Origin of the sequence: Psychrobacter cryohalolentis K5, from assembly GCF_000013905.1 — a bacterium.
Taxonomy (GTDB): Bacteria; Pseudomonadota; Gammaproteobacteria; order Pseudomonadales; family Moraxellaceae; genus Psychrobacter; species Psychrobacter cryohalolentis.
Window position 1 is genome coordinate 328,859 of sequence record NC_007969.1, and the last position, 14,547, is coordinate 343,405.

The following is a 14,547-nucleotide window of genomic DNA, read 5'->3' on the forward strand; positions in this document are numbered from 1 at the left end:
ATTAAAAAGTCCTTATCGAATAGATAGGGACTTTTTTTATGCCCTGAGGAGTGATGGTTGAATAAAAATATCATCTACATTGTATTGATTACTTACAAATTCAATGTAGGCGCGCATTTGTGGACAGGCTATAGTGTTTAGCATAATTATTTGGGAGAGCATGATGAATGTAGCATTATTAAAACAGTGGCGTCACTCTTTGGTTGTTACGGCATTATTGGCAGGAGCCTTGTCTGTGACTGCCTGTCAGCCAAAGCAAGAAACAGAGCCAAGTCTAGAAGAGAGTATCAGTGAAGAGCAGGCTGTGCCTATGTCTGCTGAACCTGCCGAGCCAAGTGATGTGGTCGTAGATGCCTCTGCTAGCGAAGTCGCAGACGATACCGTAGCTACAGTAAATACTGGCGTCAATCAAATAACGTACTTGTGCTCTCCTGAACTCGAGGTCGAAGCGACCTATAAAGATGCGGATAGCCAAGTGGTGCTTGCGACTGCTAAAGGGTCAGTCACTTTGACAAAAACCAATGAAGCCAGCAATCCTGAAGTATTTGAGGGCGCAACGGCTATCGATGGGACGACAGGCTTTGTACAATGGCGCGTAGCCCATAAAGATCGCGAAACAGGTGTAATGCGTACCGCTGGCACTGACGCCACTAACGTCACTACTTATGAATGTAAAAAGACTCAATAATGGCTAGAACGTTAATGGATAATTTAAAATAAAAAAAGCAACGTTCGCGTTGCTTTTCTGCTTTTGATTTCCACCAACTTTGAAACTCGACAGCTTATCTCTTATGAGCCGTATTTTGCTCATGTGCCAAAAACCCTTCTTCAGTAACATCGAGTTCCTCATGTTTGAGTTCGACTTCGATGCTGTCAGTATGCGTATGTGTGGTTTTTTCAATGGCTATTTCTTGGATGACGTAAGTGTCCTTAGTAATGGTTGCGATTTGACGTGATAAAATAATCTCAATAGGCGCATCGCCAATCTCAACTTGTGTGCCATTAATAGTAACAACGGCTTTACTATCTAATGAAGGCTCCACATGACGCAAGATGTCTTTATCATCATAGTTTTCTGACAATAGATCCTGACTTTCGGCATCCTGATAATCGGTACGTACCGTGATATATTCTTCTACCAGCTCAATAGGTACTTGAATAGTTTTGGTGCGAAAATGCTTGGTGACAGTTACTTTACCAACATCCAAGCGCTCTTTATTGACTACTGGGCGCTCTTCTAATAATTCTAGATAACCACCGTTATTGTTATTAGTATCAGGTAGATTTTCTGAAATACTTTCTTGTTGATTGCTTATTATTGTTTGCTTCTGACTATGATCAGATGATAACAAGTCAGATGAGGTTAAATCATCTTGCGTGCCACTAGCGGTATTATTGGTAAAGTCAGGATAGTTGGTATTGGGATAGTTATTTTCATTATTAGGATTCATGGTTATTGTCCTTATTATTGTATATAAAAAAAGACCAGAGACGAGCTCTGGTCTTATCTACTGAGCAAATCACTCAGTGGCTAATGGCTGTCGTATAGTATTGATTTAAATAGTATATAACAATATCACAAATACTATTTAGATTATAAAGCCATACGAATGGCTAGCCTATTACATACCACGAGCGCGGCGTACATCTTCAGCAGTGATATCATCACGAGTAAACAAATTGCCATCACGATCAATCACGTTACCATTATTATCGACATCTAGCTCTTCACGTTGAATGGTATCTACGATAGTCTCAGTATGACGTTCTGTCGTTTTACCAACATTCACTTCTTCTGTGACATAGGTCTCTTTATTGACATGAGCACGCTCAGCTTCTAGCTCAACTTCGATCGTCTCATTGCCATCGATATCACCGATACGGCGTTCAGTTGGGCGATTAACATTGGTACGTTCAATATTGGCATGCTCTTCTTCCAAGTCAACATTGACGTTACGCTCTTCAGTCACGACATGCTTACCGACTTTTACCAAACCTGCCACAATACGATCTTTATTAACAGTCAGACGTTCTTCTAATAGATCTAACGTATTTGGTGCATCGTAATTGTGATCGGCAATTTCCATACGCTCAGCTTCTGGGATACTGTCAGCGACAAACGCCTGACGGTCTCTTTCATACTGTTCTTTATAGCTATATTGATAATCATGGTCATAGACTTCCATCGCTTCGACCTGCGATTTGGTTAAGCTATCAAAGAATACGTCATCACCAACGATACGTGCCAAACCTGCTGGTACCAATACTTCTTTTGAGCTAAACCAGCCACCTGCATCGACGATTAAGTAACGAATGCGACCAGTCGTATCTTCTACCAATGCGCCTTCGATTTTACCGATTTTTTCTTCATTAACACCAAAAGCAGTCTTGCCAGTTGGGTCATAATAATCATCACCGATCAGATCACGGTGAGTTGCTTGGATATCTCTTAAACGAATAAGTTGGCTCATTATTATCTTCCTTTTGTATGAGTAAATTTCTTTTTATAAAATGGTTTATTGATATTCTTATATGAACTGTTATTAGATAAACGGTTCAAGCAATAGTATTTATTATAGCCAGTCGCTATCTCGACTTGTTGATATCGTAACAGGACGATTTGGCATGAGATATATAAGCAAGGTAGCAAAGTGTGCGCTTGACGTAAGGGTGTGTAATAGGCTGTAAAGAGCATAATCACTATATAACTTTTAAGTTAAGGCTTTCCTACGCTAATACGTTTAAGCAGACGGGTGTTAATATTTTGACATAAAAAAACCGCATTGCTCAAAGCAATGCGGTTTTAGATTCTAATAATAAGCTAAAGATTTACAGCATACCGATCATTTTAAAATAACTTAAGCCAATTCGATTGCTACTGCTACTGCTTCGCCGCCACCGATACATAGTGTAGCAACGCCTTTTTTGCCACCAGTACGCTTTAGAGAGTTAATAAGCGTCACTAGGATACGAGCGCCTGAACAGCCCACTGGATGACCAAGGGCACAAGCACCGCCTTCTATGTTTACTTTAGCATGTTCGATGTTTAGCTCATCCATTGCTGCCATCGTAACCATGGCAAATGCTTCATTGATTTCCCATAAATCGACATCAGCGACTGACCAGCTAGCACTTGCCAATACTTTTTCAATTGCGCCAACAGGGGCAATAGTGAACTCGCTTGGATGACGAGAATTAGAGGCAGTCGCGATGATACGCGCTTGATACTCTAGACCTTCTTCTTTGGCTTGTGACTCTTTCATCAATACAACAGCTGCAGCACCGTCTGAGATAGAGCTAGCGTTTGCTGCGGTGATGGTACCGTCTTTTGCAAAGGCAGGACGCAAAGTAGGGATGCGCTCAGCATTAGCAAGGGCAGGCTGCTCATCGGTATCAACCGTTTGCTCGCCTTTACGAGTTTTGAACGTAACTGGTTCAATTTCATCTTTGAAATGATTGTCTTTGATCGCTGTTAGTGCACGATTTAGCGACTCAATAGCAAAATCATCCATTTGTTCGCGCGTATAGCCTTTTTCATCCGCCATTTCTTGTGCAAATTGACCCATTAGCTTGCCAGTATCGGCATCTTCTAGACCGTCTAAGAACATATGATCTTTGACTTCTTTATGTCCCATGCGATAGCCACCACGCGACCCTGGCATGATATAAGGCGCATTGGTCATCGACTCCATACCGCCAGCAACAGCAACCTTAAAGCTTCCGGCTTTGATACCGTCATGAGCTTGCATAACTGCTTTTAGACCTGAGCCGCACAGCTTATTGATGGTAACCGCACCCGTTGCATCAGACAAGCCAGCTTTGCGCATCGCTTGACGCGCAGGACCTTGACCCAAACCTGCGGTTAAGATACAGCCCATAATAACTTCATCAATATTATCAACATTAACGCCTGAACGCGCAACAGCTGCTTTGATAGCCGCTGCGCCCAAATCTGTGGCGCTTATGTCTGTCAATGCGCCTTGGAAGCCGCCCATCGGGGTGCGAGCGCCGTTTAAGATTACAATTGCATCATGTGACATTGTTATTTCCTTTTTTGAGTATTTTAATCCAACATATTTGATTGATTAAAGTATATTTTTACGCCAGCTCATCTAAGCGTATGCGTACTACTTTATCAATAATGGTGTCTAACTTCTCGATTTTTTCGATGGCAAGATTCATCTGACTCTCACCCACTGGCAGCGTTAAAATAATCACTGGCACTTGCCCGAGCTTATGCGCCGGTTTTTGTAAAATAGCATCGATATTGATACCGGCATCACTCAAGATACGGGTAATATCTGCCAACACACCAGGGCTATCGTACGCATGTACACGTAAATAATATCCAGTAATCATTTGTTCAGCACGCAATATCGGCGTATCTGACAATTTTTCAGGGATAAAGGCTAAGTGCGGTACATGATGACCATTGCTGTTTTGTTGGTCAGCATCTTTACATCCTAACACACGCACTAAATCCATCACATCTGCCATCACTGCAGAAGCCGTTGCGCCTGCACCCGCGCCGTCACCGCAATATAACGTCTGACCGAGAGGGTGAGAGTTCACCAGTACGGCATTCTTTACGCCATTAACATTAGCAAGCAGGGCGTTCTGTGGAATCAGTGTTGGGTGTACACGCAGCTCAATACCAGCGCTGTCGTCCCCACTGCCATTTCCTGCACGGCGAACTGCAAAGCCCAAGTGCTTGATACGATAGCCAAGCTCTTCAGCGTAATTGACATCCTGCAAAGTAATACCGGTAATACCTTCACAATAGACTTTGTCAAACTGCAATGGAATACCAAAGGCGATAGAGGCAAGTAGCGCCAGCTTGTGCGCCGCATCGATACCTTCTACGTCAAAAGTAGGGTCGGCCTCAGCATAACCAAGTGCTTGCGCCTCGTTCAGTACATCGGCAAACGGACGACCTTTATCGCGCATCTCTGTCATGATAAAGTTGCCCGTACCATTAATGATACCCGCTAGCCAATCAATTTTATTGGCAGCTAAACCTTCACGCATGACCTTAATAATTGGAATACCACCTGCTACGGCTGCTTCATAGGCGACATGAACATTATGCTGTTCAGCAAAAGCAAAAATCTCATTACCATGCTCAGCCAATAACGCTTTATTGGCGGTCACCACATGCTTGCCATTTTTGATGGCGTGCATAATAACGTCTTTTGCAAGGGTCGTACCGCCAATCAATTCGATGACAATATCGACATTGTCACTGGCAGCGGTTGCCATCAGATCACTGTTTTGCATAATATTGGGATTAATGTCATCACGCTGACGACGAATACCAACTTCGGTAATCACAATGTCGCGTCCGCTACGACGTTTTAGTTCATCTAAATTATCATTGATTAGATTGACCACGCCCGTTCCGACGGTGCCTAAACCAAGTATCGCTAGTTTGATGGATTTGCTCACAGGATCCTCAAGAGATTAAATAGTGGGATAAAAAACGCTGCTATGAAAGATCTTGAAACTACAAGAATCACTAACATAAATAAGCGCTTATATAGAAATTATATGGCTAAGTTTGCCTAGCGCTTTATCCTATCATACCGATAAGCAGTTGTGACGTCTACACAATGTCGCCACCGTCATACATATCACAAATACTTAAAGCATATAACCGTCTTTAGTTAGCGCCAACTGCTTCTGCCAATTGAGCTGCAGGTAGATAGCCGCCTACTTGCTGTCCTGCTTCAGTAAAGATAGCGGGCGTACCTCGCACACCAAGTTTTGCCCCTAATGCCATCTGTTCTTGTACAGGATTGGCACAGCTAGGCGCTTGCACATCGGCGCCAGCTTTCCCTTGATTCATTGCCGCCTTACGATCTTGACTACACCAAATAGCTTCCATTTTTGGCACTGATTCTTGGCTACGTGGCCATGCCAAATAACGTACCTCGATGCCACGTGTATTAATATCATCCATCTCTTCATGCAATTTACGGCAATAACCACAATCTGCATCTGTAAAGGCGTAAACCACAGCTTTAGTCGCGCCCTTTGCTGGATAAATAACCATGTCTTTTTTGTCGACTGCTTTTAACGCTTCTTGGGCAGTACTGGCCAACAACGCGGCACTAATATCTACAGGCGCTTCTGCACCAACCGCGATGATTTGCCCTTGAATAATATGCTTGCCCGTCTTATCCGTAAAAAAAGAAGGCAATCCTTCAGCTGTCACCCAATAAATACCAGTCATATCGGTTGGTACAGCTGAGAGGATAGTCTCTTCAATACCAGAAGCCTTTAAATTGGCTTGCAAAGATTTTACTACTTTAGCATCGCTATCCTTAGAAACCGCAGCAGTACTCGTTTTGGCTTTGCTGCTATTGACAAGATCTGTATTGTTGGTCGCATCTGCTGCATTGTTAGAGCAGCCAGCTGCAACGATAACCAGCAAGGCAGCACTCATAACACGAGTAAGAGGACTGCGAGAAAACGTATCACGGTTGGGATTGGTTTTAGAAAAAGGCGCTAAGAACATAGGATGTTTCCTTTAGGCAGTCATGCCTAATCAAGATTTTGATAGCAAAAGGTAATGAAGATCTTTTGGAATTTTGATCTAACATGATGACTAGATCGATCTATAAGAGGTAATAAATTTTTACAGTTTATTGATAACAAAAGATAACTAATAATCAGCCTCATATTAGCATATTTTTATAAATAACCGCGAAAGCCTGTATAACGGTCTTATTAAATACACAATTTGTAGCTATTCGTTAAGAAAATATAAATAAAATACATTTGTGCTATTTCATATCATTTTATGTCTAGGTAGGCTACTGCTTATAACTGTGTTTTATGACTGACCATATTTTACGACAGAGTCATCTGTTATTTGAAAATTTACTTATTGAAGCAATTTAGCTTAAGGAGCGACTATGGCAGGTGCCAGTTTATTAACCTTACTTGATGATATCAGTGTGATCTTGGATGACGTTTCGGTCATGACCAAAATCGCCGCCAAAAAAACAGCAGGGGTGTTGGGTGATGACTTAGCGCTTAACGCTGAGCAAGTTACAGGCGTCAAAGCAAACCGTGAGCTTCCCGTTGTCTGGGCGGTTGCCAAAGGCTCATTTATTAATAAGCTCATTTTGGTGCCAGCGGCCATACTTATCAGCGCTATTTACCCGCCATTAATTACGTTTTTATTGATGTGTGGTGGGTTGTTTTTGGTTTATGAAGGTGCCGAAAAAGTCATCCACCGCTTTTGGCCACATGCTTTACCGCATGATGAAGAGCAAGAAGCTCGTCGCAAAGCCAATGCTGATGAAACAGTAGACTTGGTTGCTTTTGAAAAAGAGAAAATCAAAGGAGCAATACGTACCGATTTTATTTTATCAGCAGAAATCATTGTGATTGCATTGGGTGCCACTGCTAGCGCAACTTTGCTAGAGCGCAGTTTGGTACTTTCTATTTTAGCGATTAGTATTACCGTTGGTATTTATGGTCTGGTTGCCGGTATTGTCAAGATTGATGATGTTGGTTTACATATGATGGAAAAAGAAGGCGCATTTACCCAAAAGGTCGGTAAGATTCTATTTGCTGCAGCGCCCAAATTAATGAAATTTCTATCTATCGCTGGTACCTTAGCGATGTTCTTAGTCGGTGGTGGTATCTTAGTTCATGGTATTAATTTCTTATATCATGGTGTTGAAGATATTGCGCATTTGACCGGTATCTTTGAAAGTTTCACTACCGCCTTATTGAATGGTGTTATTGGCTTTATTATTGGTGCGATCATCGTTGCACTCTTGACGGTTGTTGGTAAAATACGCAACAAGGATGAATCTGCTGCTCATTAATAGCTTTGGTTATTAATCGAAAATATTAAATAAGCTCTTATATTCAATCAAATAGAAAATGAAAAAAGCCCCAAAGTTGCTGACAACTTTGGGGCTTTTGCTTTTTAGATAGGGTAACTTACGATTAGCTCTCTCTATCTAAGTTGTCTGAATCATCTGACTCAAGTTTTTCAGCTTGCGTCGGCTTTTTATGATCAGCTTTTGGCTTACGGGCACGAGCCTTTGGTACTTTAGGCGTTGTTAAGTTGAACATGCCTTTTTGTGGTAGTAATTGCTCTGCCACATTTTCAATCATGTTTTTATAACTGGCTATGGTCGTTTTTGACTTGGCTGCTTGACTGTCGTCTTTCAGAGAAGGCGCTACTATTGATTCAGCATCTTGTACAGTCTCACTTTGCTCGACAGTAATGTTTGCAACCTCAGCAGCGTCGACGTCGGTCATTTTGATTTCAGATACATCATTTTCGACACTTCTGATACTTTCAATATCAGTGCTTTCGATATGAGCTTGCACTGCATCTACTTCTGCTAACGTTTGCTCAGCATCTAATAACTGCTTGCTTTGATCACTAACAGCATCTGCTTGAGCTTGATTGGCCAGAGCATCAGCTTCTACTTCATGCGCATCAATATCGATGCCCGTTTGAACGGGCTCGTTATTTGCCGCATCAGTAACCGCCAATACCGCTGATTCTTTATAATCAGGATGCTGACCACGTGGATCGTTGCTAGCACGTTTACTGATAGCACGGGGTTCTACTGAGGTTTTACCTTGGGACGCTGCAAACTGACTGACGGCTTTTGTCATTGACTCAAAACGTGCAATGTAGTCCGCTGCTAAAGGCTGATAGCCGTAGTTACTAAAGTCAAAGTCGCTATGAGCAACTGGTTTAATAGCCACTTGCTTGTCAGCGCTGTCTTTAACTAGCGTCTGCTCTAGATGCTTAGCGATAGCAGCATTAAAGCAGCTGATGACACCGTCTGTCGCTAAGCGATTTTCTGCCTCTGCTAAGGTTGCACGGATAAATTCACCAACCGTACCACGAATGGTAGGAGCGCGCTCACTAGCTTGCGCATCCTGCTCATTTGCGTGAGACGCTTTAGCAAATGATGCTTGCACCTGTTGAAGACGTACGACGCGTGGGTCATTACTGGCTTGACCAAACTTATTTGCCGCAACGTAGCGTTCAGCAAATAAAGAATCACGGCTAAGCTCAAGTACTGCCTGACTGCTACTATCCTCGGCAGCAACTTCGTTAGAATCCACGACCACATTTTCTTCGGCAGTATTTTCAGCAACATGAGCCTTCTGAGTGGTTTCGATTGGCGCTGCCTTTTCTACTTGTACCGCTACCACTTCTTGAGTTGATGCAGTATTCTCGGCTTCACTGTCCATGCTAATTTTTGTATTAGCTCGTTCATCTACAGCAGGTTTGTGGCTACTAATTTTATCGCCGCTTTTATCGTCTTCTTTCGAAGTGGGTTGATTCGCTTTGTCGGGATTAGCGCTTTTTTCTACTTGATCGATCTGAGTAGTATTGACGTGTGCAGAGACTTTTTCAGAAGTTTTAGCTTGGACGCTACTTTGTTGTGTGTTATCAGATGCAACGCTACTGGTATCAATCGTTTTAGAAGTTTTTTGAGCTGGTTTGTTATCGACTGGCTTTTGCTTATCCGCACGCTGCTCATTATTATTCTCTGAATGCTCTTTTTCAGCATCAGCATCAGTATCACTTTCAATTACTGCTTGCTTGTGAGTCGCTTGGCGTGATGTAGTAGACTTGCTATCATCTAATGACAAATGTACCACTTCTGGTGATTTGAGCTCACTAGTAGCTTCATTTACCTGTAATACTACTTCATTAGGGTCTTGGTTGCGACGCGCATTAGAATGGTGTTTGTTGCTGTTAGCATTTTTAGAGGCTTGCTGATTGTTTTGCTTAGAGTCAGCTGCCGTTAAAGTTTCACCGCGCTCAAGCTTGCCACGTGATCCACGTTGACTGTTCGATTTGCGCTTAGTACGAGTTTGCTCTTCTACTACATTATCAGAGCTGTCAGAACGACTGCTGTCGCTGACACTGGTTGCATTAACACTGGTCGGATTAGCGTTGTCTTCATTTGTATTACGATTATTGTCTTGGCGATTGTTGCGATTACGATCGTTATGACGTCTATTATCCTGCTGACGTTTATCTTGATTGTTAGCTTTGTCATCAGTGCTAGCGCTGCTGTCAGTCGTATTGCTAGTGGCGCTATTCTCAGTTTCATCTGCCTGCTCTTTTCTTTGACGCGGCTTAGATGGTCTTGATTTGCGTGGTTTACGTCTTCTTCTTTCTTCAGCGTCGCTGCTATCATCAGTACTACTCTCAGCAGAACGTGTCAGTTGACGATTCTGCTCATTACTACTTTGCTGATTAGTTGCTGGCTGAGGCGTTGCAGTATTTTGACTATTATTATTGTTCGCTAAAGCCGTATTATCCACTTGGCCAAACGAGCCTAGACTTTGTGCTCCGGTATTAACCAATGCTTCAATAGCTTCAGCAGCATCTCGACTACTAACACTCGATGTGGTTTGAGCTTGCGGTGCTTGCGCAAATAAATTAGATAACCAAGCAACTGCTTGCGGCTGTGCAGCGGCAATAGCAGTAGGTTGTGGTGCTACTGGCGCTGATGGGGTCACAATGTTTTGAGAGCTCTGAGGGTTTTGAGCGCTTGGAGTCTCTTGAGCCTGTGGCGCACGTGCTGATGTCACATTGCTACTATTGTTATTACTGCGATGTTCATTGCTATGACTGGTGCTATTCTGTTGCTGCTGCGTAGGCGTACTTTGCTGGGCATTAGGACGAGCCTGCGCTTGATCGCTGCTATTTTTATCCGCAGCTTGACGAGGCTGTCGAGTTGGCTGCTGCTCAGGGCGCTCTTTTTCAGCCGTTTGCCAGTCAACGTTGTAGCCAAGCTCGCTATGTTCTTGCAGCTGAGTATCGGTGATACGCTCGTAGCTTGACGGGGCAAAGCCATCGCGATTAAAGTGAAGTTTAAAGTTTGGCGACTCTAAATGCGCATGCGGCAAAATAGTGATACGTGTACCACTGTCTTGCTCAAGATAGACCAAGCTGTCGCGTTTTTCATTCAGCAAAAACGCTGCGATATCAGTCGGTACTTCTGCTTGAACTTCACCTTGACGCTCTTTTAGCGCGATTTGTTCGATCTGACGCATGATAGATAATGACAATGAACGCAGGTCGCGAATCATGCCATTACCATGACAGCGTGGGCAGATATAACCAGTCGACTCTTCTAATGACGGACGCAGACGCTGACGGCTCATTTCCATCAGACCAAACTTAGAAATATCACCAAATTGCACACGTGCACGGTCATATTTGGTGGCATCAATCAGACGTTTTTCAACTTCTTTTTGATGCTTATTGTCATTCATGTCAATAAAATCAATGACAATCAAACCACCCATATCACGCAAACGTAGCTGACGAGCAATTTCATCGGCGGCTTCTAGATTGGTATGGTAAGCGGTTTCAGCAACGTCTGAACCTTTGGTAGACTTAGCAGAGTTGATGTCGATAGATACCAATGCTTCTGTCTGATCGATAACAATTGAGCCACCTGATGGTAGGCGAACTTCACGCTGATAGGCAGTTTCAATTTGTTTTTCAATATTAAAGCGCGAAAACATCGGCTCATAATCGGTATATTTGCGTAGTTTTTCAGCCTGTTTTGGCATCACAGCATCGATAAAGCCCGCTGCTTCAATATAAGCGTTTTCGTTATCAATCCAAATCTCAGAGATGTCATCACGTAGATAGTCACGGACAGCACGCGTAACGACGCCCGCTTCTTGATGCACTAGGCGCGGTGATGGATATTTTTGGTTTTGTTCTTGAATGGCTTGCCAGATGTTTAGCAAATGATTTAAATCGTGCTGCAAGTCTTCTTGGGTTTTACCAATACCAGCAGTACGTATGATGACACTCATGCCTTTTGGCAGATCTAAACTGCCAAGCATACGTTTCATATCTTCACGCAATTTGCCTGAGATTTGACGCGAGATGCCACCGCCGCGAGGATTGTTTGGCATTAATACCAGATAACGACCAGCCAATGACACATAAGTTGAAAGGGCAGCGCCTTTATTGCCGCGCTCTTCTTTTTCAACTTGGACGATGAGCTCGTCACCTTCTTTGATCAGCTTTTTGATGTTTTCATCACGTGGATTGCCGCTTAAGTATTCGGCAGAGATTTCACGAATCGGCAAAAAACCTTGACGCTGTGAGCCATATTCGACAAATACCGCTTCAAGCGAGGGCTCGACACGGGTCACATGACCTTTATAGATATTAGATTTTTTTTGTTCGCGGGTACGGTTTTCGAGATCGAAATCGTATAGATGATTGCCTTTACAGAGGGCAACACGAATCTCTTCGTTTTGGGTGGCGTTGATTAAAATGCGTTTCATAATAGTATCCTATGAGTACGCATAATAACGAAAAGACAGGCTCTAGGGTAAAGTGGCAAGTACTTGCTAATAACAAAATCAGCATAAGCAGATATAAATTAACGAAAGAACGTAAATAAAGCGCGAAAACACTCTTCAAAAGCTTAACTTTGGACCAGTGATAGTAACTTCAATATAGAAGGTATAGGGTGTAAGTCTATGTCTATATCTTAATATAAGCAGGCTTGTTATAGCGATTAATGCATAAGCAGGTTAGTGATCGTTTATTATCAGTATTTTGAACCATATTGGTGGTCAGCGCACTTTGTCATTTCGTCATAGTGGCGGATGGTTACTGATATATAAAGGTATTACTGATGCCAAAAAAGCATCGTGCTGTCACATAATCAATCAAGGTCTAGCAATCATATCGCTGTTGACTGTATAAATTACAATTCAGCGGTTATCCGTCCAGATTAAGCAATTAGTCATTCTTTATTTATCGTTCTTTTGGATATAACGTTAATAATATCTTGGGCGTCTCAAAGCGAGTTCTTGCTGCGTTAGTCATCAGCGGGGCGTACTTGGCAAACAGAATAAATGACCGGCTTATCGGCACGGTGTCTCATGTCTATTCTACTTATCGTCCTCTGTTTGACCACCAATACTCAGGCAGTTATCGAGGTTTACAGGGTAATACTCGATTGCACTCTCAACGACCCATACTTGCTCAACTGCACGCGGCTAAAGGACTGTTAGATAATAAATCATCAAATCAAGTCGTTATCATGCGGGTAGTGAGTAAAGGGTGTATGGTTGGTTATCGCTTAATAAAAGGCTAATGCCATATTTATAAAGTCGATACTATCTATTGTCATAATATCCTGCAAGAAATGCTTCATAAGAATAAATAGTTTTTACTAAAAAATAATTTTTTACTGATAAATATCAGTCATGTTCTTTCAATTTATTAGGTATTATAAAGTATATCTGTTGCTATAACACCCTTAAAATCAGATGAAGCGCCGAGCTTGCATAAGTTGTATGAGTCAGCCGATTATATTGACAAGTGATTAGCCAGTCATAAAATCGATATTTTCCACCTAAAACAACAATCAATTAGCAATGAATTATTGTCTCAGCCTCTGCTTAATTGGCGCTCAACATGTTAAACTATAGCAAATCTTTATGTAATTGCCTAACTAAAAATGACAAACTCAAAAATGACAAACGACGAACCTATCCACGAAGCGCCAGCTATCTTTAATAGCAAAACGCGCCCACAAAGTGCTGACGATGAGATTAGCAACTTCGGCAAGGTCAATTACCTTGAAGTCACGCGTCATCAGCACGACCAGCGCTTGGATAACTTTTTGCTTAATCGCTTAAAAGGTTTGCCAAAACCGCATATCTATAAAATGATTCGCTCAGATGAGATTCGCGTCAATAACAAGCGCTGCAAGGCTCATGACAGAGTGCAGCGTGAAGACGTGGTACGTATTGCGCCAGTGGTACTTGCCACTCGTGAAAAACCTATCATCAGTACCGAATTTGCCAAAAGCTTATTGGCGCGTGTGGTCTATGAGGATGAAGGTTTGATCGTGCTTAATAAACCATCCGGTATTGCGGTTCATGGCGGTAGTGGTCTTGCATTTGGTGTCATTGAAGCCATGCGTGAAGTCACAGGCAAGAAGTATTTAGAGCTGGTGCATCGTATCGATAAAGATACTTCAGGTTTATTAATGATCTCTAAAAAACGCTCTGCACTTAAAGTATTGCAGCAACATCTGGTCGACAAAACCATTCAAAAGCATTATTTATGTATTGCAAAAGGTCAGCCTGCACTTAACGAACAACGTATCGATGCGTCATTGTTGCGTTATACACTGGCAAGCGGTGAGCGCCGCGTTAAGGTAGATACACAAGACCCGCAAACCAAAGAGAGTCAGACTGATATCGTCGTTCATGGTCGTTTTATGATTGCTGAGCAGCCCGTTAGCTTGATTGAAGCCAAGCCGCTCACCGGACGTACCCATCAAATTCGTGTACATTTGGCGCACATTGGTCATGCTATCTTGGGCGATGATAAGTACCATGTACATGATAAATCTGGTGTGCATCGTCTATGCTTACATGCGTGGCGTCTAGATATACCTGGTTATGAGACTATCACTGCGCCTTTACCAGAAGAGATGCTCGACTGGATGCCAGAAGAGATTAAAGCCAATTTGCCTAAATAATCTGATGCTTAAA

The 14,547-nt window shown here is 42.6% G+C and carries 10 protein-coding genes; 4 read left to right on the plus strand and 6 right to left on the minus strand.

Going from position 1 to position 14,547, the window contains the following annotated elements; all coding sequences use genetic code 11:
• The first annotated feature begins 160 nt into the window (after positions 1 to 160).
• A complete protein-coding gene (locus PCRYO_RS01440; RefSeq protein ID WP_226939323.1) occupies positions 161 to 688 on the plus strand; it encodes a hypothetical protein in 528 nt (175 codons plus the stop codon).
• 94 nt (positions 689 to 782) lie between these two features.
• Here the strand turns inward: PCRYO_RS01440 and PCRYO_RS01445 are convergent, their stop codons facing one another.
• The 5 genes from PCRYO_RS01445 to PCRYO_RS01465 all read right to left on the minus strand — a co-directional run bounded on the left by PCRYO_RS01445 (position 783) and on the right by PCRYO_RS01465 (position 6,517).
• Positions 783 to 1,451 (minus strand): YsnF/AvaK domain-containing protein, encoded by a 669-nt coding sequence (locus PCRYO_RS01445; protein ID WP_011512648.1) that lies wholly within the window; start codon positions 1,449 to 1,451, stop codon positions 783 to 785.
• 171 nt (positions 1,452 to 1,622) lie between these two features.
• Entirely contained in the window at positions 1,623 to 2,471 is an 849-nt protein-coding gene (locus PCRYO_RS01450) for a DUF2382 domain-containing protein (RefSeq protein ID WP_011512649.1), read from the minus strand.
• Positions 2,472 to 2,858: 387 nt separating this feature from the next.
• Complete coding sequence (locus PCRYO_RS01455) at positions 2,859 to 4,040, minus strand: thiolase family protein (RefSeq protein ID WP_011512650.1); 1,182 nt, start codon at positions 4,038 to 4,040, stop codon at positions 2,859 to 2,861.
• Positions 4,041 to 4,098: 58 nt separating this feature from the next.
• A complete protein-coding gene (locus PCRYO_RS01460) occupies positions 4,099 to 5,445 on the minus strand; it encodes a homoserine dehydrogenase (RefSeq protein ID WP_011512651.1) in 1,347 nt (448 codons plus the stop codon).
• Positions 5,446 to 5,659: 214 nt separating this feature from the next.
• Positions 5,660 to 6,517, minus strand: a complete 858-nt coding sequence (locus tag PCRYO_RS01465; protein ID WP_011512652.1) for a DsbC family protein — start codon at positions 6,515 to 6,517, stop codon at positions 5,660 to 5,662.
• A gap of 400 nt (positions 6,518 to 6,917) precedes the next feature.
• Between PCRYO_RS01465 and PCRYO_RS01470 the strand changes: the two genes are divergently transcribed.
• The gene (locus PCRYO_RS01470; protein ID WP_011512653.1) at positions 6,918 to 7,841 is read left to right on the plus strand and encodes a DUF808 domain-containing protein; all 924 of its coding nucleotides are present in this window, start codon (positions 6,918 to 6,920) and stop codon (positions 7,839 to 7,841) included.
• Between the two features lie 124 nt (positions 7,842 to 7,965).
• On the opposite strand, the gene PCRYO_RS01475 is transcribed toward PCRYO_RS01470, so the two are convergent.
• Entirely contained in the window at positions 7,966 to 12,315 is a 4,350-nt protein-coding gene (locus PCRYO_RS01475; protein ID WP_011512654.1) for an Rne/Rng family ribonuclease, read from the minus strand.
• A 563-nt stretch (positions 12,316 to 12,878) separates the two neighbouring features.
• Between PCRYO_RS01475 and PCRYO_RS13135 the strand changes: the two genes are divergently transcribed.
• Both PCRYO_RS13135 and PCRYO_RS01480 read left to right on the plus strand, forming a co-directional pair.
• Positions 12,879 to 13,136 (plus strand): hypothetical protein, encoded by a 258-nt coding sequence (locus PCRYO_RS13135; protein WP_144061740.1) that lies wholly within the window; start codon positions 12,879 to 12,881, stop codon positions 13,134 to 13,136.
• Between the two features lie 381 nt (positions 13,137 to 13,517).
• A complete protein-coding gene (locus tag PCRYO_RS01480) occupies positions 13,518 to 14,534 on the plus strand; it encodes an RluA family pseudouridine synthase (protein WP_020442640.1) in 1,017 nt (338 codons plus the stop codon).
• Positions 14,535 to 14,547: the final 13 nt, after the last annotated feature.

Coding starts and splice junctions, on each gene's coding strand:
- PCRYO_RS01475 (WP_011512654.1), bottom strand. CDS start 12,315: ATGAAACGCATTTTAATCAACGCCACCCAAAACGAAGAGATTCGTGTT.
- PCRYO_RS01445 (WP_011512648.1), bottom strand. CDS start 1,451: ATGAATCCTAATAATGAAAATAACTATCCCAATACCAACTATCCTGAC.
- PCRYO_RS01450 (WP_011512649.1), bottom strand. CDS start 2,471: ATGAGCCAACTTATTCGTTTAAGAGATATCCAAGCAACTCACCGTGAT.
- PCRYO_RS01440 (WP_226939323.1), top strand. CDS start 161: ATGATGAATGTAGCATTATTAAAACAGTGGCGTCACTCTTTGGTTGTT.
- PCRYO_RS01480 (WP_020442640.1), top strand. CDS start 13,518: ATGACAAACGACGAACCTATCCACGAAGCGCCAGCTATCTTTAATAGC.
- PCRYO_RS01465 (WP_011512652.1), bottom strand. CDS start 6,517: ATGTTCTTAGCGCCTTTTTCTAAAACCAATCCCAACCGTGATACGTTT.
- PCRYO_RS01470 (WP_011512653.1), top strand. CDS start 6,918: ATGGCAGGTGCCAGTTTATTAACCTTACTTGATGATATCAGTGTGATC.
- PCRYO_RS01455 (WP_011512650.1), bottom strand. CDS start 4,040: ATGTCACATGATGCAATTGTAATCTTAAACGGCGCTCGCACCCCGATG.